Below are 19,703 nucleotides of genomic sequence, written 5' to 3' on the forward strand. Positions count from 1 at the left end.
CAACACGGACAAGGATACTAGGACGCTGCGGATGCTAGGACTCCGGGGCACCGGCGGCTTGATTGGCTGCACCGCCCCGGCGTGCCCGCGCCGCGACGCGGGTGAGGACTTCGGCAAGCCGCGCCGCCTTGTCAGGACTTCCGCCGCTTACCGCCAGGCTGTGGCCGTCGGTCTTACGCACGACGACGGCGGGACCGCTGCTGACGAGCATCGCGGCGGTGCCGCTGTGGTTCCGGTAGCCCCACCCGCCATAATCTGCTGCGCGGACGTCCGCGGCGCTGGCGGCGGAGATCGCAGCCGCCGGCACATCCATAACGGGCAGCACGCCCGCTACGAAGACCCGCAGGCCGCGGCGGTCGGCCTTCACCCGGGCGCAGAGGAAAGCAGCAGCCACCACCGCAAGGATGGCCACCAGGGCGCCAAGCCATGGCAGCGCCACGGTAATAAGCGCGGCCGGGAAGAGGGTGGCAACGGCGATCATGACGAACACGGAACTGCGCGCGTGCACCCACAGGCGGATGGTGTCGCCGGCCAGTTCAGGATCAAGCTCGCGGGCGAGGGCCAGCTCCAGGGCCCTGTCATCCTCCGGCGACCACTGCCTGTCGGCCTTGAAGACGAACGCCATGATGACCCCGAGCGAGACGGCGGCCCCGCTGCCAAGCGCCAGTACTGTCAGGTCAACGTGGGACTCCCGCGCGTCGGCCAGGCCGGTCTGGCCCACCAGGCCCGCGGCAAGGACGGAGGTGACAAACAGGCTCAGGAACAGGCCTGTCCCCATCATGATCCGGCGCATCACGGCGGGACGCGAGAGCGGGACCGCCTGGGACAGCACCAGCCATCCGGCGGCGATGATGATCAGCGCGCCGCCACCGGCGTAGGCGCCAAAAGGAGCAAAGGCGGAGCCGCCGTCGGCCGTCCAGCCGATTGCCATGGGTTCCGGAAGATCGGGCCGCAGCAAGAAGGCGCAGAACACAAAAGCCGCGGCCAGCACGACGGGAAAGCCCACCGCGAAACGCAGTGCACTGCCATCCACAGAATCCCGGAACTTTCCCATGCATTAACGCTACTCCCGGCGGGGGCCGTGACAGAATGACTTCACTGTGCCGGTGCAGGCCACCGCCCGCCGGCAACCGCTACCCCATTCTGGAGGAACCACTTGCCAGGCATGAACCTGACGCGCACCGAAGCCCGCGAGCGCGCCGAACTGATCAGTGTCGAGTCGTACGATGTCAGCCTGGACCTGACAAAGGGCGACAAGGTTTTCGGCAGCAGCACGCACGTGAAATTCACCGCGGCGCCTGGATCCTCCACCTTCATCGATGCGGTGACCCACACCGTGCACAGCATCACGCTCAACGGCCGCCAGCTCGATCCCGCCGAAACAGCTGACGGAATCCGGATCCAGCTGCCTGACCTTGCCGGTTCAAATGAGCTGACCGTGGTGGCTGACGCGCCCTACATGAACACGGGCGAAGGGCTGCACCGCTTCGTGGATCCCGTGGACGGCGAGGTGTACCTCTACACCCAGTTCGAGGTGCCGGATTCGCGCCGGATGTTCGCGGTCTTCGAACAGCCTGACCTCAAGGGCACCTTCGCCTTCACCGTGACCGCACCGTCGCACTGGGATGTCATCTCCAACTCCCCCACCCCGGCTCCGGAAACCACCACGCCGGCGGACGACGGCGGAGCCCGGTCCGTGTGGTCCTTCGCACCGACGCCGCGGCTCTCCTCCTACGTCACGGCTCTGATCGCCGGCCCGTACCAGTCGGTGCGCAGCAAAGTTACCAGCTCCGACGGCCGTGTTATCCCGCTGGGCGTTTTTGCCCGCAAGTCCCTGATGCAGTACCTGGACGCGGACAACATCTTCGAGCTGACCCGCCAGGGCTTTGAGTTCTTCGAGGCCCAGTTCGGCTGCCCGTACCCGTTCGAGAAGTACGACCAGCTGTTTGTCCCCGAGTTCAATGCCGGCGCCATGGAAAATGCCGGCGCCGTGACCATCCTGGAAGGCTATGTTTTCCGTGGCAAGGTGACGGACGCGCAGGTGGAGCGCCGCGCGATCACCGTCCTGCACGAGCTCGCCCACATGTGGTTCGGCGACCTCGTGACCATGCGCTGGTGGAACGACCTCTGGCTGAATGAATCCTTCGCCGAATACATGTCCCACCTTGCGGCGGTGGAAAACACGTCCTTCACCAGCGCCTGGACCACCTTCGCCTCCGTGGAAAAATCCTGGGCCTACCGCCAGGACCAGCTGCCCACCACGCATCCGATCTTCGCTGAAATCAATGATCTGCAGGACGTGGAGGTCAACTTCGACGGCATCACTTACGCCAAGGGGGCATCGGTGCTGCGCCAGCTGGTCGCTTGGGTGGGGCCGGAGCAGTTCATGGCCGGTGTCCGCGAGTACTTCGCCAAGCACGCCTGGCAGAACACTGAGCTCAGCGACCTGATGGTGGAGCTCGAAAAAGCCAGCGGCCGCGACCTCGACCAGTGGGGCCGGCTCTGGCTGGAAACTGCCGGCGTCAACACCCTTCAGCCCGAGCTCACCCTGGACGCGGACGGGAACCTTGCTTCGTTCAGCATCATCCAGACGGCTGTTGAAGAGTGGCCCACCATCCGTCCGCACCGCCTGGCCGTGGGTTTCTACAACCTCAACGGTGCGGGCAAGCTGGAGCGGATCCACCGCGAGGAACTCGACGTGGACGGCGAGCGCACCGAGGTGCCCGGCCTCACCGGGCTGGCACAGCCGGACCTGATCCTTATCAACGACGACGACCTCGCCTATGCCAAAGTCCGGCTGGACGAAAAATCCCTGGCCACCGCCACGGCCCACCTCAAGGATTTCAGCCGGAGCCTCCCCCGGACTTTGGTGTGGAACTCCGCCTGGGACGCAGCCCGTGATGGCGAGACGCCGGCCCGCCGCTACGTCCGGCTGATCCTGGCCAATGTTGGTTCGGAATCGGACTCGTCCGTCATCCAGACCCAGCTGCGCCAGCTCGCAACCACCCTGAATTTCTACGTGGCCGAAGAGTACCGCGAGGCCACCGCTGTTGACGCCGCCGCCTCGCTCCGGGACCTGGCCGCCGCCGCACCCGGCGGTTCGGACGCCCAGCTGCAGTTCGTGAAAGCCTTCGCCCAGCTGGCCCGCAGCGGCAACCAGCTGGATACCGTGGCCGGGCTGCTGGACGGCTCGGAAACGCTGGCAGGGCTGACCGTGGACCAGGACCTCCGCTGGGAGCTGGTCGCCTCGCTGGTGGCGGGCGGCCGGCTGGGCCAGGACGACATCGATGCAGAGCTTGACCGTGACCACACCGCGAGCGGACAGAACGCTGCAGCCCTGGCTGCGGCGGCTATCCCTACCGCCGAGGCCAAGGCCAAGGCCTGGGATGCGATTGTGGTCAAGGGAGAGCTGTCCAACGCACTGCAGGGTTCGGCGGTGACCGGCTTTATGCGCGTTCTGGACCGGACGCTCCTTGAGCCTTACGCGGAGAAGTACTTCGAGGCTGTCCCGGGGATCGTGGCGAAGCGGACCCACGCACTTGCCCAGCAGATCGTCGTCGGGCTCTATCCCGCGCTCCTGACAACACAGGCAACCGTGGACCGTACAGACCGTTTCCTGGCCGGCCTTGCGGCAGATAGCACCGCGCTGCGGCGGATGATGCTGGAGAACCGCGACGGCGTTGCCCGCGCCCTGCGGGCTCGCGCGGCGGACGTTCTCCCCGGCGAACTCCGGGCGTGAGGCCATGAGCCTGAGTGAGCATCGCTATGCGCTGACCGTGCAGTGGACCGGCAACCTGGGGGATGGGACGTCGTCGTACCGTGGCTACTCACGGGACCACGACATCCGGATCCCGGGCCTGCCGGTCCTGCCGGGCTCAGCCGATCCGACCTTCCACGGGGACCGCGAACGGTACAACCCGGAACAGCTGCTCCTGGCGGCCCTGGCGCAGTGCCACATGCTTTCGTTCCTTCACGTGGCCGTCCGGCACGGCGTGGTGGTCACCGGTTACCAGGATGACGCCACGGGAATCCTGCGCCTGAACCGGGACGGCAGCGGGCAGTTTGAGTCGGTCACGTTGCACCCGCAGGTGACCCTGGCGGACCCGGCCCACGTGGCCCTGGCCGAGCAGATGCATCACGAGGCCAATCAGGTCTGTTTCATCGCGCGGAGCGTCAATTTTCCGGTGCTGCACGAACCCGTGACCCTGGCCGGTTAGGCGCCTGCCAGGAGCTCAACTGCCAGCCGGGACTCCGTGGCGGGGGAAAGCCCGGCCTTCCGGTGCCGGTCCAGGCCGCGGCTCCGCTCGCCCAGCAGCGTGTCAGCCACGGTCTCCTGCCAGGGCCGGGTTCTCAGTCCGGCGGCACGGGCGGCCAGGTTGCTGCGGGCGCAAAAGCCCTCGTGGCGAGGCGGCAGCCACAGCGGAAGGGAATCGGGGCCGGACCAGTAATCGATCCCCTTCTGCACCAGCCAGTCCTCCGGCGCTGTGGCCACCTCGCCCTGGTACCCGCCGGCGGTCCTTGCCGCTGCGATGTAATCGCCGAAGGGCACCTGGTCTCCCACCGCGTTCAGGGCTCCGGTGACACCCCTCTCCGCGGCATCCAGGATCCACCGGGCGAGGTCGCGGACATCGATGACCTGCGTGGGATGGCCGGCGATGTCCGGCACCACCGCAGGCGCGTTGTCCCGGGCAAACCTGGCCGGCCAGTAGCCGTAACGGTCCGTGGCGTCGCCTGGGCCGCCGATGAGCCCGGCGCGGCAAAGGTGCGCCTTGTCCCCGGCCGCGGCCAGGGTGGCCTGCTCGATGGCTGATTTCGATTCCCCGTAGTTTTCCGGGGTGGATTCCGTCCCGGCAGGCAGGGGCGGCAGGAGGGCGGCATCCTCTGCTGCTCCCGGCGTCGAATGGTCCGCATAGACGGAGCAGCTCGAGACAAACGTCCAGTGCCCGGTCCGCCGTGCGAGAGCAACGAGCGCTTCCTCGGCCTGTCGCGTATCGCGGGCCACTTCAACCACGGCGTCCCAACCGCCGCTGACACCCTGATATGCGTTTGCGCCCAGTGAACGGTCCGCCTGCAGCCACTGGACCCCCTCCGGCGGTGGAGCCGCCGAACCGCGGGCCAGGCACGTGACCTGGTGCCCGGCGGCCAGGGCCTGCCGGGCGATTTCCGAGGAGAGAAAAGCAGTCCCACCGAGTATCAGGATGCGCATGGGTCCACGGTACGGCGCTAGGGTTGAAAGAGAACAGAGCCAGGCGTGCCGGGGCAACCCGAGCGCCAGCCTATGCCTTCCACCGGCCGCCGCCGGAGACCCTCAAGGAGTTTCACCCCCAATGTTCAGCATGTTGTCCATACTTCCATCCGCCGCCAGTGAGCCGGACGGCATCAGCCTCACCGGAATCGTCATCAGCCTGGGTGTCGGTATCGCTATCTGGCTGGTGGCAACCTTTGTGATTTCCCGGATCAGCAAGCGGGTGGCCGCTGGGAGCAACTTCTTCAAGAAGGCGCATTTCAAGTGGGTGGCACCGGCCATCCGGGCGCTGGACCATGAGCGCCGGGTCCAGCGGGCGGAAACCATCGGGTCCCTGCTCAACAGCATCGTGGGCGTGCTCGTGGCCGTGATCACCAGCATGTACGTCCTGCAGAACCTTGACATCAACATCGCCCCGCTGCTGACCAGCGTGGGAATCCTGGGTGTAGCCATCGGTTTCGGCGCCCAGCAGCTGATCCGCGATTTCCTGGCCGGAATCTTTATTACCATTGAAGACCAGTACGGAATCGGCGATGTCATCGAAACCAGCGAGGTTGTGGGTGTGGTGGAGTCCATGGGCCTGCGCATCACCCGGGTCCGCTCCGAGGACGGCGCCATCTGGTACCTGCGCAACGGTGAAATCCTGAGGGTCGGCAACCGCTCCCAGGGTAACTACGTCCCGGCGGCCGAGGTCCCTGACGCGGCAACCGAGACAGCACTGCATGAGCCGCCCACCGAGGCGAAAAAGACTGTCCAGAAGGCCGGAGAATAGAGTCATGACCACACCTGCCGAGCCGCAGCAGCCCCGCCAATTGATGCAGAACGATCCGTTCAGCCAGCCCGGCTACACGGACAACTTCTACGACGCCGTGGGCGGGCATCCGACGTTCGTCAAGCTGATCGATGTGTTCTACGACGGCGTGGCCACGGATCCCCTGCTACGTCCGATGTATCCGGAGGAGGACCTGGCCCCCGCCAAGCGGCGGTTCCTGATGTTCCTGGAACAGTACTGGGGCGGGCCCACCACGTACGGCGAGGAACGCGGCCACCCTCGCCTGCGGATGCGCCACATACCCTTCCGTGTTACACCAGAAGCGAAGGACCGCTGGCTGTTCCACATGCGGGCAGCCGTGGATTCCCTGGACCTTCCTCCGTTGTATAAGGGGACCTTGTGGGACTACATGGAACGGGCCGCCCTGTCCATGGTGAACAGTCCTTCGGAGCCTTAGGACTCCGTGCAGCCGTGACCGGGGTCAGGGCTGCTGCAGCCCGCTGCCGGTCCTGGCCAGGACGTGGCCGCGCGGACCGCTGAGGCGGAACCAGCGCCCGGACCGGAAAAGCTTCTGGTCCCCGTCGGCCAGGAAACCCAGGGTCAGTGCAGCGAAGGCCGCGCCGAGCGGAATCCCTGATGCGTCCAGCTCCCTGCCCCAGACCGCGGCCCTGGCGTTATTGACGATCAGCGCGCCCGGGTTGGTCGGCACGATGGCAGCAACTTCGGAGATGCCGGTTTCGGCCGCCTGCCGGAGCCCTGAATCGGGCAGCGTTCCCACCAGCTCCCAGCCGGTGCGCGGCGCGCCGACTCCGGTCCACGATTCGCTGACGGTGGACGGCGGAACCGGCAGCTCGACGTCGTCCTCCCCCGCCCTGGCAAGGCGGTCCAGGACAGCCGACAGTGGAACCGTGACATCGGTCGCGGAGGGCTCGGCGAGGGCCATGGTGCGCAGCCCAAGAATGGTGGGGGTGGATTCGCCCAGCAGCCGCGGCCTTAGGACGCATACGTACGCCGCGAGAACCGAGCCTGCCCCCTGAAGCCGGATGGCGCCGTCGTCGACTGCTTTTGCGCGGGTGGCGAAGGTGCGCAGATCGGCGAGATCACGCGGATCGGCGAACCGGAAGGACTGGGTTAGTAGGTCAGACACACCATGAACACTACCGGCTGGACCTTGGTTGAGCAGCGGCGGGGCGCCGTCTAGAGTCAAACCATGACTGAAGCCGAAACCGGACTGCTGGCACCTCCCAGCGGTGACCCCACCTCATCGCTGATCCAACTCCTTGACCTGGGTGAGCTTGAAGGCGCCCGGACCGACGAGGACATCTTCCTTGGACCGTCCCAGCAGCAGCCCCATCAGCGGGTTTTCGGCGGCCAGGTTCTGGCCCAGTCACTTGTCGCGGCGATGCGGACAGTGGACCCCGAGCGGTTTGTGCATTCCATGCATGGCTATTTCCTGCGCCCCGGCGACGCCAACAAGGCAATTACCTTCGGCGTGCAGCGGCTGCGCGACGGCCGGTCCTTTTCGGCGCGGCGGGTCCACGCCTATCAGGAAGGCCTGCCCATTCTCTCGATGATCGCCTCGTTCCAGGGCCTGGATGACGGAATCGACCACGAGTCGACGATGCCCGCCGGCATTCCCGACCCCGAGTCGCTGCCCAGCACCGCCGAACTGCTTGGCAAGTTTGACCACCCCGTGGCACGGCACTGGGCGTACGAGCGGCCCTTCGACATCAGGCACGTGGACCCACCGCTGTACGTATCGGCCAAGGGGAAGAAGGAGGCCAGGAACGCGGTGTGGATGAAGACGTTCGGGCCTATGCCTGATGATTCGAACCTGCACCGGGCTGCCCTGGCCTACGCCAGCGACTACACCCTGCTCGAATCCATCCTGCGCCGGCACGGGCTCAGCTGGATCACGCCCGGCATGAGCGTTGCCAGTCTTGACCATGCGATGTGGTGGCACCGGCCCGCCCGCGTGGATGAGTGGCTGCTGTACGTCCAGGAATCCCCCAGCGCCCAGGGTGCCCGCGGACTAGCGACCGGCAAGATCTTCAACCGGGCCGGGCAGCACGTCGCCTCCGTGGCACAGGAGGGCATGGTCCGCGTTCCCACGGACCTGAAGAACAAAGTGGTGGGTGCCTTCCAAACCAAAGTCCTGGAACATCAGATCCGCAAGGCCGGGCGGGACTGACTCCGCCTGCCCTTAGGACATTTCCTGGGCAGCAGAAAGGCCGGCGCCCCTGACGGGAAGCCGGCCTTTCTGTTCAGCCGCGTTGTCGCCGCGGTTTGTGACTAGTCGCGGGTGAGGCGGCGGTGCGTCACGCGGTGCGGTTTGGCCGCATCGGGACCGAGGCGCTCCACCTTGTTCTCCTCGTAGGATTCGAAGTTGCCCTCGAACCAGTACCACTTGGAGGGGTTCTCCTCGTCGCCTTCGTAGGCAAGGATGTGGGTGGCCACCCGGTCCAGGAACCAGCGGTCGTGCGAAACCACCACGGCGCAGCCGGGGAATTCAAGCAGCGCGTTTTCGAGGCTGCTGAGGGTCTCCACGTCGAGGTCGTTGGTGGGTTCGTCAAGGAGCAGCAGGTTTCCGCCCTGCTTGAGGGTCAGCGCGAGGTTGAGGCGGTTGCGCTCACCACCGGAGAGCACCCCGGCCTTCTTCTGCTGGTCCGGGCCCTTAAAGCCGAATGCAGCCACGTAGGCACGCGAAGGCATTTCGACGTGGCCCACCTGGATGTAGTCCAGGCCGTCCGACACTACTTCCCACAGGGTCTTGTTCGGATCGATGCCGCCGCGGCTCTGGTCCGCGTAGGAGATCTTGACCGAATCGCCGATCTTCAGGACGCCGCCGTCGAGCGGTTCCAGGCCCACGATGGTCTTGAACAGCGTGGTCTTGCCAACACCGTTGGGGCCGATGACGCCGACAATGCCGTTGCGGGGAAGGGTAAAGGACAGTCCGTCGATGAGGGTCCGGTCCTCGAAGCCCTTCTGCAGGTCCTTGGCTTCGAGCACCAGCCCGCCGAGGCGGGGCCCCGGCGGGATCTGGATCTCTTCGAAGTCGAGCTTGCGGGTACGGTCCGCTTCGGCGGCCATTTCCTCGTAGCGGGCCAGGCGGGCCTTGGACTTGGTCTGACGGCCCTTGGCGTTGGAGCGGACCCACTCGAGTTCTTCGGTGAGGCGCTTGGCCTGCTTGGCGTCCTTCTTGCCCTGGACTTCGAGGCGGGCGCGCTTCTTCTCGAGATAAGTGGAGTAGTTGCCTTCGTAGGGGTACAGGTGGCCGCGGTCCACTTCGGCGATCCACTCCGCGACGTGGTCAAGGAAGTAACGGTCGTGGGTGACGGCCAGGACGGCTCCGGCGTAGCTGGAGAGGTGCTGTTCCAGCCACAGCACGCTCTCGGCGTCCAAGTGGTTGGTGGGCTCGTCCAGGAGAAGGAGGTCCGGCTTCTGCAGCAGGAGCTTGCAGAGGGCCACACGGCGGCGCTCACCACCGGAGAGGAGGGTCACGTCAGCATCCGCGGGCGGGCAGCGGAGGGCGTCCATGGCCTGTTCCAGCTGGGAGTCGAGGTCCCAGGCGTCGGCGGCGTCAATGGCCTCCTGGAGGTGGCCCATTTCTTCGAGCAATGTGTCGTAGTCGGCGTCCGGGTTGGCCATTTCCTCGGAGATCTCGTTGAAGCGCTGGATCTTGCCGAAGATTTCGCTCACACCTTCCTGGACGTTGCCCAGGACGGTCTTTTCCTCGTTCAGCGGTGGTTCCTGCAACAGGATTCCCACCGTGTACCCCGGGCTGAGCCGGGCCTCGCCGTTTGAAGGGGTGTCCAGTCCGGCCATGATTTTCAGGATGGTGGACTTACCGGCGCCGTTCGGGCCAACAACACCAATTTTGGCGCCCGGGAAGAAGGACATGCTTACGTCGTCAAGAATGAGTTTTTCGCCAACAGCCTTGCGGGCCTTGGTCATTGTGTAGATAAATTCCGCCATGGTTCCAAATCTAGTGGGTTGGCGTGCATATCTCACATTCGAAGGGTCAGGCGGCTGAGCCCACAAAGCACTTGCCGCTTGCCAGCACGGGAAGAACTGTGACCGTAACGCTGCCGTCCCGGACCTGGCCGATCACACAGTCCCTGCCCTGCAATACCCCGGCTTCAATGGCATCGGCCTCCAGCCCGGTGGGTGTACGGCTCGCCGAAACTTCCAGGGCTGCAGGTGCTACCCCGGCGCCGGTCAGCGCATCTGTCACCTGCGCGGTGGCCGGCTTGGGCGTTCCCGACGCCAGCCGGCTCAACGCGTCAGAGACCCTTTGCTTCAGAAGGGCAGTAGCATCGTCCTCGGCCGGTGCGGCGGCAACAGGACCAGCTGCGCCGGGGGCGGTGGTGCCGGGCGCAGTGGCGTCAGGCTGCGTAGCCGTGCCGGGCGACTCCGACGGCGTAGCCGCTGCAGTAGCCGCCACATCCGATGGGCCGCCGGTGCAGGCTGCGAGTGAGAGGGCCAGCATGAGGCACCCTGTAAGCACCGCGGCCGGCCGCGGTGCAGGCGCCAGCCCTGTGCGGCACTGACCCGTGCGGGAGTGAGCGGGCCTGCGGGTGACCTGGGCTGGCTGTGGGTCCACCGTGGCTCGCTTCATGCCGCCATTCTGCCACGCGGCCCGCCCCCGGACGGAACTGCAGGACCGGTTGCGGGGCCGGCGGCAGGGACGACGGCGGGTCAGACGGCGGGTCAGACGGCGGACCCGGCGAGTTCCCCCGTTTCAGCATTGACAGGGGTGCGGTTGCCGTCTGAATCCTCCAGAAATATCCCGGCGGCTTCACCATCGTCAGAGTGGTCTTCATCGCCCGGATCGCGGTCGTCGTCCTCGGGATCAGTGAGGCCGATGTCATGCGGCGGCTCCGCCAGCCCCTGCCCCGACGCGGTGTTCTCCGGCACCAGGTGCAGGCCGTTGTTCGCATTGCGGGTGTAGTTGGCAGAACCCCACATCAGATCGTGGCCTACCGAGTCGGCGTCGATCTCAGTCGAATGGTAGGTCCGGCCGTCCTTCTCCCAGCTGCGCAGCTTGAGCCGGCCGACCACAATCACGCGCTGGCCTTTCTTGATGCTGCAGGCCATGTTCCCGGCCAACTGGCGGTAGCCCTGGACATTGAACCAGTTGGTGGGCAGGTCCACCCAGCTGTTTGAGGTCCGGTCAAAGCGACGGCCGGTGGAGCCGAAGCGGAAGGAGGCGGTGGGAACCCCACCAGGAGTGGTGGAGGTCTTGATCTCGGTAGCCACGAAGCCACGGATCGTAATCGTGTCATTCATCGTCATGTCCTGTCTCTAAAGGTGGTGCCTTGGCGGCAAGACCAGCTTCGCGCGGACCGGACAGGACAGGCAGGGGCAACTTTCCGTATGTGCATAACTCTGGCCAGGTCCGCCTGTGGAGGACAGGATGTGCCCCGAAGGGACACGGACGCCGGCAACCAGCCACCGTGACGCTGCCGTGCACGGGGCAATGTAAACTTTTCATGCGCCGGATTTCTGGTCGTGGCGCCACGTGCCCCAGTAGCTCAGGGGATAGAGCAGCGGCCTTCTAATCCGCCGGTCGGGGGTTCGATTCCCTCCTGGGGCACAAAGTGTGTGGCTCTGACCTGCGGAAACGCAAGGTCAGGGCCACTCGACTTTGCAGCGTAAGGGGGCAATCCGCACGCTTGCCCCGGACAGGGTGGCTCCAGGGCTTACGGTACAAGCATGAACACCGAAAATGCCAAGGGTCCCGTACGCCAGCTCCGCCTTGTTGTTGAGTCCGAGGACTACGAAGCGGCCTTGCACTTCTACCGCGATGTGCTTGGCCTTGCGGAGCTGGAAGCGTATGAGGGCGAAGGGGACGCGCGCGTCTCGATACTTGATGCCGGGCGGGCCACCCTGGAGCTGTCCAACCCTGCCCAGGTGAAGCTTATCGACAGGGTGGAAGCTGATGGCCAGCCCAGCGCCAGGCTGAGGGTCGCTTTCGAGGTGGAGGACACAGCGTCCGTAACCGCTGAGCTGGTGGAAGCCGGGGCTGAACTCCTTGCCACGCCGCGCGAAACCCCGTGGCGGTCCTTGAACTCCAGGCTGGCAGCACCGGCGGGGCTTCAGGTGACACTGTTCCAGGAGCTCGGTCCGGCAGAGGGCCGGGGAAGCACGGATGGCGCCAAATCCCCTTAGGAAGACAGCCTGTGCGGGGCCTCCACCAAAGCCCGCACCACGCTGCCGGCAGCTCCAAGGACGGCACCCGCCTGGCCTACTGCGGACAGGCTGATGCTGCCCGGCAGTACTATTCCAGGGGCGTAGGTTGCCAGGCTCTGAGAGAGCGCCGGCGTGATCCACTCCCCCAAAATGGCAAAATGGCCCCCCAGTACCACCGAGGAGATATTCAGCAGCCGGACGGTGGAGGCGACAGCCACGCCGAGGTAATGGCCGGCACGCGCGACGGCGTCGAGGGCGTCCGCATCCCCGGCGGCCAGCGCTGCCAGCAACTGCGCCAGGCTTTCGGACCGTGACGGAGCGGCGGATAGTTGCGCGTTTTGTTGCCGGTTCGTGGTAACTCCCGCCGCAACAAAAATTGCATCCTGGCCTGCCACTGTCTCCAGGCAGCCCCTGCCGCCGCAGGAGCAGGCGGCCCCCTCAGGCTGGACCACTACATGGCCCAGCTCGCCGGCGTGTCCGTGCGGGCCGGTGAACAGCTCAGAGCCGATCACCAGCCCGCCGCCGACGCCTACTTCCCCTGAGACGAACAGAAAGTCTGCGTCCCCGGCAGGGCGGTAGCGAACTTCCGCCAGGGCTGCAGCGTTAGCCTCGTTGAAAAGTGTGGTGCCCAACGGCACATTGGGAACCAGTGCCGGCAAGTCCAAGGATTCGTTGTTCCAGCCGAGGTTGGGAGCCGCGATCACGGTCCCGGATTTGGGATCGACAAGTCCGGGCACCGCAAGTCCGCCGCCGAGCACGCGGATCCCCCGCGCCCGGGCCGCATCCCGCAGTTCGGCTGCCAGCCGGGCCAGGGCCGCCGCCACAGCCGCAGGAGCGGTTCCGCGGTTATCCCGCTCCCGCACCTCCTGGAGCAAAAGGTTTCCTGCCAGGTCAGTAAGCCCTGCGGAAATGTAGTCGACATTGATTTCCATTCCCAGCACGGCGTTGGCCGGATTCAGTTCCAGGCCCACGCCTGGACGTCCCCGCTCACCCTGCGGCTTCAGCCCTATTTCCCTGATGATTCCGGCGTCGATCAGGTCCAGCACCAGGCTCGATACGGAGGCCTTGGTGAGCCGCGTGGAAACGGCGATCTGGGCCCGGGTCAGGTGGGTGCCGGCGCCCGCTTTGGCAATCCGGCCAAGGACCAGGGCCAGGTTGGCACGGCGGACGTCACCCATGCTTCCCGGCGTCCCCTGCTCCGGGGAACCTGCAGCCGTTGCTGAACCTGCCATGGCCCCTCCTTCTGCCTGGACGCCTTCTGCCCGGACGGCGCAACCGCCCGCTTTGCTATTGACCTTAGCTCATTCCGGATCATATAGTTCAAGCAATAAACTAACTCACCGGTACTTCCGGTCCCTGACATGCAAGGACGCATCATGACTCTCACGCCCGCACCCACCGATAAGTTCACCTTCGGCCTCTGGACCGTCGGTTGGACGGGAGCCGATCCTTTCGGCGTTGCCACCCGGAAGCCGCTGGACCCGGTGGAAGCGGTCCACAAGCTCAGCGAACTCGGCGCGTACGGCCTCACGTTCCACGACAACGATCTGGTCCCCTTCGACGCCACTGCCTCTGAGCGCGAACTGATCCTGAAGAACTTCAAGGCAGCACTCGCCGAGACCGGCCTCAAGGTCCCGATGGTGACCACCAACCTCTTCAGCCACCCGGTGTTCAAGGACGGCGGCTTCACCTCCAACGACCGCTCGGTCCGGCGCTTCGCCCTGAGCAAGGTACTGCGCAACATCGATTCTGCCGCCGAGTTCGGTGCTGAAACATTCGTGATGTGGGGCGGCCGTGAAGGCAGCGAGTACGACGGTTCCAAGGACCTGTCCGCTGCCCTGGACCGGATGAAGGAAGGCGTCGACACCGCCGCCGCCTATATCAAGGACAAGGGCTACAACCTCCGCATTGCTCTGGAGCCCAAGCCCAACGAACCCCGCGGCGACATCTTCCTGCCCACCGTCGGCCATGGCCTGGCGTTCATCGCCGAACTGGAACACGGCGACATTGTGGGCCTGAACCCGGAGACGGGCCACGAGCAGATGGCCGGCCTGAACTTCACCCACGGGATCGCACAGGCCCTCTGGGCGGGCAAGCTCTTCCATATCGACCTCAACGGCCAGCGCGGCATCAAATACGACCAGGACCTCGTGTTCGGCCACGGTGATCTCACCAGCGCCTTCTTCACCGTGGACCTGCTCGAAAACGGCTTCCCGAACGGCGGGCCAAAGTACGACGGCCCCCGCCACTTCGACTACAAGCCCTCCCGCACCGACGGCTATGACGGTGTCTGGGAATCCGCAAAGTCCAACATGTCCATGTACCTCCTCCTCAAGGAACGGGCCCTCGCCTTCCGCGCAGACCCGCAGGTGCAGGAAGCACTGGCAGCCTCCGGAGTCTTCGAACTGGGCGAGTCCACCCTGGCAGCCGGCGAATCAGCCGCGGACCTTCTGGCGGACACCGCGGCCTTCGAGACGTTCGACGCCGACGCCGCTGCCGAGCGCTCCTTCGCCTTTGTGCGGCTTAACCAACTGGCCATCGAGCACCTGCTCAACGCCCGCTGACCATGGGCCTCGTTGCCGGCATCGACAGTTCCACCCAGTCCTGCAAAGTGGTGATCCGCGACGCTGCCACCGGTGAGCTCCTCCGTCAGGGCCGCGCCGGCCATCCCGCGGGAACCGAGGTGCATCCCGACCACTGGTGGAACGCCCTCCAGGAAGCCGTCCACCAGGCCGGCGGCCTCGGCGGCGTCAGTGCGGTTTCCGTGGGCGGACAGCAGCACGGCATGGTCTGCCTGGACGCTGACGGGAATGTCATCCGCCCGGCCCTGCTCTGGAACGACACCCGCAGTGCCCCGGCCGCGCTGGACCTGATCCGGGAAGCTGGCGGCGGCGATCCCGGCCAGGGGGCGCGCTACTGGGCCGGCATCACGGGAACCGTTCCAGTGGCTTCCCTGACCATCACCAAGCTGCGCTGGCTTGCCGAGAACGAACCGGACAACGCTGCCCGCGTCGCAGCGGTCTGCCTTCCCCACGACTGGCTGTCCTGGCGGCTGGCAGGCTTCGGCCCCGGCAGCGGCGCGGAAGGCCTCGCCGCCCTCCGCACCGACCGCTCTGACGCATCAGGCACCGGCTACTTTTCTGCATCCACCGGCCAGTACCTTCCTGATGCGCTGGAAAAGTCCCTGGGCCACGTCCCCCGGCTTCCCGCCGTCGTCGGCCCCCTGGACGCTTCAGGGAAGACTGCGGAAGGGGCGCTCATTGGTCCGGGCGCCGGGGACAACGCCGCCGCCGCCCTTGGCGTGGGCGCGGGGGTGGGCGATGTGGTGATCTCGCTGGGCACGTCCGGCACCGTATTTGCGGTCTCGGCCACGCCGGCAGCGGACGCGTCCGGGCTGGTGGCAGGATTTGCCGACGCCACGGGCAACTTCCTGCCGCTCGCCTGCACCCTGAACGCAACGCGGGTCTTCGACGCCACCGCAGCACTGCTGGACGTCAGCCTCGCGGAATTCACTGAACTGGCCCTGACGGCCGCCCCGGGAGCCGGCGGGCTGACACTTGTCCCCTATTTCGACGGCGAACGAACCCCAAACCTGCCCGAGGCCGCCGGCTCCCTGCACGGCATCACCCGTTCCAACTACACCCCCGCCAACCTGGCGCGCGCCGCCGTCGAGGGCGTGGTCTGTTCCCTCGTTGACGGCCTCGCCGCCCTGCAGGCACAGGGCGTGGATGCCCGGCGCGCCATCCTGGTGGGCGGCGGCGCGCAGTCCGCCGCGGTACAGCAGGCGGCCAGTCAGTTGCTGGGCCTGCCCGTGTTTGTTCCGACGCCCGGCGAATATGTAGCCGACGGCGCCGCCCGCCAGGCTGCCGCGGTGCTGGCCGGCGCGTTCCCGGCCTGGGCCCTCAGCGGTGTGGAGATGCAGGCAGGAGCGTCCGACGGCGGCACCCTTGCCAGGTACCGCAGGCACGCTGCCGCCTATCTCGCCTAGTTCCTGCCGGCACACAAAAGGACCTGCACCGTGAACGGTGCAGGTCCTTTTGCCTGGTGGGGCGCAGGCTCCTGCCGTGACGTTAGCAGGAGCCCGCGGTCTGAATCAGGTCAGGCGTACGGGAGCACAAGCTCCTCGTACCGCTCCTTGACCGTGGCCAGGACGGTGTTGCCGTCCGTGTCCCAGATCTCCTGATTGAAGATTTCGACTTCGATATCGCCGGTGTAGCCTGCGTCGCGGACCCAGGTTCCGATGGTTGCGAAGTCTATGACGCCGTCGCCCATGTAACCGCGGGAGAGCAGCGGATCGGCAGCGATGGGCATGTTGAAATCGCATACCTGGTAGGAGGCGATCCGGCCCTCCCGGCCGGCCCGCGCGATCTGGGCCTTGAGCTCCGGGTCCCACCAGACGTGGAAGGTATCCACGGCCACGCCCACTGTGGAGGCGTCGAAGGGTGCCGCGAGGTCCAGCGCCTGCCCCAATGTGGAAATGAGCGCACGGTCTGCCGCGTACATCGGGTGCAGCGGCTCCAGGACCAGGCGGACGCCGTTTTCCTGGGCAAACGGGGCCAGATCGGCGAGGCGGTCCGCGACGCGCCGGCGCGCGGCCACCACGTCCTTCTCGCCTGGCGCCAGTCCGCCGACCACAAGAAACAGTTCCTTGGTATCCAGGGCCACGGCTTCGAGGATGGCTGCCCGGTTGTCGGCCAGCGCGGCGGCCTGCCCCTCGGCATCGGCAGCGGTCAGGAAGCCACCGCGGCACAGGGAGGAGACCCGGAGGCCGGCGTCCTTGATCAGGCGTGCCGCTTTGTCCAGGCCGGCTTCTTCGACGCGGTCACGCCACGGCCCGATTGACGGGATTCCGGCGTTGACGCAGCCGTCAACAACCTGGGCGAGGGTCCATTTCTTCGTGGTGGCGCTGTTGATCGCGAGGCGGGAGAAGTCGCTCATACTCCCACTCCGTTGATGCGCAGGTAGTCCGACATCCGGAATGCGGCCAGGGCCGGATCCTTCAGCAGCCCCGCCTGGTCGGCGAGTTCGAACGTCTTGGCCAGGTGGCACACGGAGCGGCCGGAGTGCAGGCCGCCCACCATCTGGAAGCCGGGCTGCTTGCCGTTGAGCCAGGACATAAAGGCGATCCCGGTCTTGTAGTAGAAGGTGGGTGCGCTGAAGATGTGCTTGCCCAGTTCACGGGTGGAATCCAGGATTTCGCGCGCCTTGGCAGCGTTGCCTGCGTCGTACTGCTGCAGCGCAACGGAGGCGGCCGGGTAGATGGCTGCGAAGATCCCCAGCAGGGCGTCCGAGTGGTGGCTGCCGTCGCCGTCGATCAGCTCGGGGTAGTTGAAGTCGTCCCCGGTGTAGAGGCGGACGCCTTCGGGCAGGACTGCGCGGAGGGCCACCTCGTGGCTGGCGTCAAGCAGGGAAACCTTTACGCCGTCAACCTTGTCCGCGTTGTCGCGAATCAGGGAGAGGAACGTCTCCGTAGCCTGGTCCACATCAGCTGAACCCCAATAGCCTGCGAGGGCGGGATCGAACATCGTCCCGAGCCAGTGCAGGATGACGGGCTGGTCCACTTCCTGGAGCAGGGTGGAGTACACCTTCAGGTAGTCTTCCGGGCCGCCGGCTACCTTCGCCAGGGCACGGGAGGCCATCAGGATGACCTTGGGTCCGGCTTCGGACACGACAGCGATCTGCTCACGGTAGGCGTTCAGCACGGCTTCAAGTCCGGCTTCGCCCGCAGGCAGGGCGGCACTGTCGAGCTGGTCTGTGCCGGCTCCGCACGAGACGAGGTCCCGCACGGTCTTGCCTGCAGTTGCGGCGTTACCGGAGGAGGCTACCGAGGCTGCCTCCACACCCGTGCGCTTGATGAGCTGCTGGGTGGCAGCCCAGTCAAGTCCCATGCCGCGCTGGGCGGTGTCCATGGCATCGGCGACGCCGAGGCCATAGGACCAGAGCTCATGACGGTAGGCCATGGTGGCGTCCCAGTCGAGGCTGGCGGGGGCGCCGGGCGTATTGTCTCCGAGGACCTCGGGGATCACGTGCGCGGCGGCGTAGGCGCGGCGGGCCGTGAGTGGGGCCGTGGGACGCGCCCACGATGTGCCGCCCTGGAGGCGGTACTCGCGGGTGCCGCCGTCGCTGGAGGGAAGGATCAGGGAAGTCATCAGAGCGTGATCTCCGGGATGTCGATGGTGCGCCGTTCGTCGTTGGACTGCAGGCCCAGCTCAGCAAGCTGGACGCCGCGGGCAGCGGACAGCAGGCCGAAGCGGTGTTCGCGGCCGGCGACGACGTCGCGGAGGAACTCTTCCCACTGGAGCTTGAAGCCGTTGTCCAGCTCTGCGTTGGCCGGGACTTCCTGCCACTGGCTGCGGAAGGATTCCGTGACGGGCAGGTCCGGGTTCCAGACCGGCTTGGGGGTGTGTGCGCGCTGCTGGGCGACGCACTTGTTCAGCCCGGCCACGGCGGAACCGTGGGTGCCGTCAATCTGGAACTCCACCAGTTCGTCGCGGTAGACCCGGACGGCCCAGGAGGAGTTGATCTGGCCGATGACCGGCTCGCCGGCCGGGGTTTCGAGTTCGAAGATGCCGTAGGAGGCGTCGTCGGCGGTGGCCTTGTATTCCTTGCCGGCCTCGTCCCAGCGGGCGGGGATGTGGGTGGCGGTCTTGGCGTTGACGCTCTTGACCTTGCCGATGATGCCTTCGAGGACGTAGTTCCAGTGGCAGAACATGTCCGTGGTCATTCCACCGCCGTCTTCCTTGCGGTAGTTCCAGGACGGGCGCTGGGCTGCCTGGACGTCGCCTTCGAAGACCCAGTAGCCGAATTCGCCGCGGATGGAGAGGATGCGTCCGAAGAAGCCCTCATCCACCAGGCGGCGGAGCTTGACCAGGCCGGGCAGGTACAGCTTGTCGTGCACAACGCCTGCAGTGACGCCGGCTTCCTTGCCGATGCGGGCCAGTTCGATGGCCTCTTCCAGGGTTTCAGCCGTGGGCTTCTCGGTGAAAATGTGCTTGCCGGCCAGCATTGCCTTCTTCAGGGTGGCGGCGCGGAGGCTGGTCATCGAGGCATCAAAGATGATGTCAACGGTGGGGTCGTTGATGACGGAGTCGAGGTCCGTGGTCCACTCGGCAACCTTGTGCAGTTCGGCGAGCTCGCGGATCTTGGCTTCGTTGCGGCCAACCAGGATCGGTTCGATCTGTACCCGGGTGCCGTCTTCAAGGGTGAAGCCGCCTGCATCGCGGATGGGGAGGATGGAACGCAGCAGGTGCTGGCGGTACCCCATCCGGCCGGTGATGCCGTTCATGGCAATGCGGATCGTCTTTGTTTCGAAGCCCATGTGTCCTCCACGGTGAGTGAGCAGTGTTACTCAAGCTGATTCGGGAAAGCGCATTCCCACTGCATCCATGATGCACCACCGGATCCTTACTTGGCAAGCGCTTTCCCCCGGCAGTTTCAAACTGCCATAATGAAGCCAGCGCCAACAGCGCCGAACAAGGACAACAACAGGAGAAG

Annotated in this window: 18 protein-coding genes and 1 tRNA gene; 9 read left to right on the forward strand and 10 right to left on the reverse strand. The window is 66.1% G+C overall.

The window, feature by feature from the left end; translation table 11 throughout:
- Positions 1-34 precede the first annotated feature (34 nt).
- Positions 35-1,054, reverse strand: a complete 1,020-nt coding sequence (locus ACP7AX_RS08690) for a hypothetical protein (protein ID WP_426226124.1) — start codon at positions 1,052-1,054, stop codon at positions 35-37.
- Positions 1,055-1,165: 111 nt separating this feature from the next.
- On the opposite strand from ACP7AX_RS08690, the gene pepN reads away from it, so the two are divergent.
- Both pepN and ACP7AX_RS08700 read left to right on the forward strand, forming a co-directional pair.
- Positions 1,166-3,739 carry an aminopeptidase N gene (pepN, locus tag ACP7AX_RS08695; protein ID WP_426226125.1) on the forward strand — a complete coding sequence of 858 codons (2,574 nt, stop codon included), beginning with the start codon at positions 1,166-1,168 and terminating at the stop codon, positions 3,737-3,739.
- Between the two features lie 4 nt (positions 3,740-3,743).
- Positions 3,744-4,217 (forward strand): OsmC family protein, encoded by a 474-nt coding sequence (locus ACP7AX_RS08700; protein WP_131683934.1) that lies wholly within the window; start codon positions 3,744-3,746, stop codon positions 4,215-4,217.
- On the opposite strand, the gene ACP7AX_RS08705 is transcribed toward ACP7AX_RS08700, so the two are convergent.
- Positions 4,214-5,206, reverse strand: coding sequence for an NAD-dependent epimerase/dehydratase family protein (locus ACP7AX_RS08705; protein WP_426226126.1), 993 nt, complete (start codon positions 5,204-5,206; stop codon positions 4,214-4,216). The genes ACP7AX_RS08700 and ACP7AX_RS08705 overlap by 4 nt on opposite strands.
- A 121-nt stretch (positions 5,207-5,327) precedes the next feature.
- Between ACP7AX_RS08705 and ACP7AX_RS08710 the strand changes: the two genes are divergently transcribed.
- Positions 5,328-6,017, forward strand: a complete 690-nt coding sequence (locus tag ACP7AX_RS08710) for a mechanosensitive ion channel domain-containing protein (protein ID WP_131683933.1) — start codon at positions 5,328-5,330, stop codon at positions 6,015-6,017.
- Between the two features lie 4 nt (positions 6,018-6,021).
- Positions 6,022-6,474 (forward strand): globin, encoded by a 453-nt coding sequence (locus ACP7AX_RS08715; RefSeq protein WP_426226127.1) that lies wholly within the window; start codon positions 6,022-6,024, stop codon positions 6,472-6,474.
- 24 nt (positions 6,475-6,498) lie between these two features.
- On the opposite strand, the gene ACP7AX_RS08720 is transcribed toward ACP7AX_RS08715, so the two are convergent.
- Positions 6,499-7,164 carry a hypothetical protein gene (locus tag ACP7AX_RS08720; protein ID WP_131683931.1) on the reverse strand — a complete coding sequence of 222 codons (666 nt, stop codon included), beginning with the start codon at positions 7,162-7,164 and terminating at the stop codon, positions 6,499-6,501.
- 63 nt (positions 7,165-7,227) lie between these two features.
- Here ACP7AX_RS08720 and ACP7AX_RS08725 point away from each other — a divergent pair, with 63 nt between their 5' ends.
- Positions 7,228-8,208 carry an acyl-CoA thioesterase gene (locus ACP7AX_RS08725; protein ID WP_426226128.1) on the forward strand — a complete coding sequence of 327 codons (981 nt, stop codon included), beginning with the start codon at positions 7,228-7,230 and terminating at the stop codon, positions 8,206-8,208.
- Between the two features lie 101 nt (positions 8,209-8,309).
- Here ACP7AX_RS08725 and ettA read toward each other — a convergent pair whose 3' ends face one another.
- From ettA to ACP7AX_RS08740, 3 genes are all read right to left on the reverse strand, one after another.
- Positions 8,310-9,992, reverse strand: a complete 1,683-nt coding sequence (ettA, locus tag ACP7AX_RS08730; RefSeq protein ID WP_426226129.1) for an energy-dependent translational throttle protein EttA — start codon at positions 9,990-9,992, stop codon at positions 8,310-8,312.
- Between the two features lie 46 nt (positions 9,993-10,038).
- Entirely contained in the window at positions 10,039-10,506 is a 468-nt protein-coding gene (locus tag ACP7AX_RS08735) for a DUF6993 domain-containing protein (RefSeq protein ID WP_426226130.1), read from the reverse strand.
- A gap of 221 nt (positions 10,507-10,727) precedes the next feature.
- Positions 10,728-11,306, reverse strand: a complete 579-nt coding sequence (locus ACP7AX_RS08740; RefSeq protein WP_426226163.1) for a single-stranded DNA-binding protein — start codon at positions 11,304-11,306, stop codon at positions 10,728-10,730.
- 234 nt (positions 11,307-11,540) lie between these two features.
- Here ACP7AX_RS08740 and ACP7AX_RS08745 point away from each other — a divergent pair.
- Together ACP7AX_RS08745 and ACP7AX_RS08750 are read left to right on the forward strand one after the other, a co-directional pair.
- Positions 11,541-11,613 (forward strand) — tRNA-Arg (locus ACP7AX_RS08745).
- 119 nt (positions 11,614-11,732) lie between these two features.
- Entirely contained in the window at positions 11,733-12,188 is a 456-nt protein-coding gene (locus ACP7AX_RS08750) for a VOC family protein (RefSeq protein ID WP_426226131.1), read from the forward strand.
- On the opposite strand, the gene ACP7AX_RS08755 is transcribed toward ACP7AX_RS08750, so the two are convergent.
- Positions 12,185-13,441 carry an ROK family protein gene (locus ACP7AX_RS08755; RefSeq protein ID WP_426226132.1) on the reverse strand — a complete coding sequence of 419 codons (1,257 nt, stop codon included), beginning with the start codon at positions 13,439-13,441 and terminating at the stop codon, positions 12,185-12,187. The genes ACP7AX_RS08750 and ACP7AX_RS08755 overlap by 4 nt on opposite strands.
- A 144-nt stretch (positions 13,442-13,585) precedes the next feature.
- Between ACP7AX_RS08755 and xylA the strand changes: the two genes are divergently transcribed.
- Both xylA and ACP7AX_RS08765 read left to right on the forward strand, forming a co-directional pair.
- Positions 13,586-14,773 carry a xylose isomerase gene (gene xylA / locus ACP7AX_RS08760; RefSeq protein WP_426226133.1) on the forward strand — a complete coding sequence of 396 codons (1,188 nt, stop codon included), beginning with the start codon at positions 13,586-13,588 and terminating at the stop codon, positions 14,771-14,773.
- 2 nt (positions 14,774-14,775) lie between these two features.
- Positions 14,776-16,197, forward strand: coding sequence for an FGGY family carbohydrate kinase (locus ACP7AX_RS08765; protein ID WP_426226134.1), 1,422 nt, complete (start codon positions 14,776-14,778; stop codon positions 16,195-16,197).
- A gap of 110 nt (positions 16,198-16,307) precedes the next feature.
- On the opposite strand, the gene ACP7AX_RS08770 is transcribed toward ACP7AX_RS08765, so the two are convergent.
- Genes ACP7AX_RS08770 through ACP7AX_RS08780 form a run of 3 tightly spaced genes read right to left on the reverse strand, consistent with a single transcriptional unit; the run spans position 16,308 to position 19,527 of the window.
- On the reverse strand, positions 16,308-17,147 hold the full coding sequence (locus tag ACP7AX_RS08770; RefSeq protein WP_426226135.1) for a sugar phosphate isomerase/epimerase family protein: 840 nt from the start codon (positions 17,145-17,147) through the stop codon (positions 16,308-16,310).
- The gene (locus tag ACP7AX_RS08775; protein WP_426226136.1) at positions 17,144-18,358 is read right to left on the reverse strand and encodes a dihydrodipicolinate synthase family protein; all 1,215 of its coding nucleotides are present in this window, start codon (positions 18,356-18,358) and stop codon (positions 17,144-17,146) included. Before ACP7AX_RS08775 ends, ACP7AX_RS08770 begins: the two co-directional genes overlap by 4 nt.
- Positions 18,358-19,527 (reverse strand): Gfo/Idh/MocA family protein, encoded by a 1,170-nt coding sequence (locus tag ACP7AX_RS08780; RefSeq protein WP_131683921.1) that lies wholly within the window; start codon positions 19,525-19,527, stop codon positions 18,358-18,360. The genes ACP7AX_RS08775 and ACP7AX_RS08780 overlap by 1 nt, the downstream gene beginning before the upstream one ends.
- Positions 19,528-19,703: the final 176 nt, after the last annotated feature.

It is taken from the genome of Pseudarthrobacter sp. DSP2-3-2b1, assembly GCF_049895945.1.
Lineage (GTDB): Bacteria > Actinomycetota > Actinomycetes > Actinomycetales > Micrococcaceae > Arthrobacter.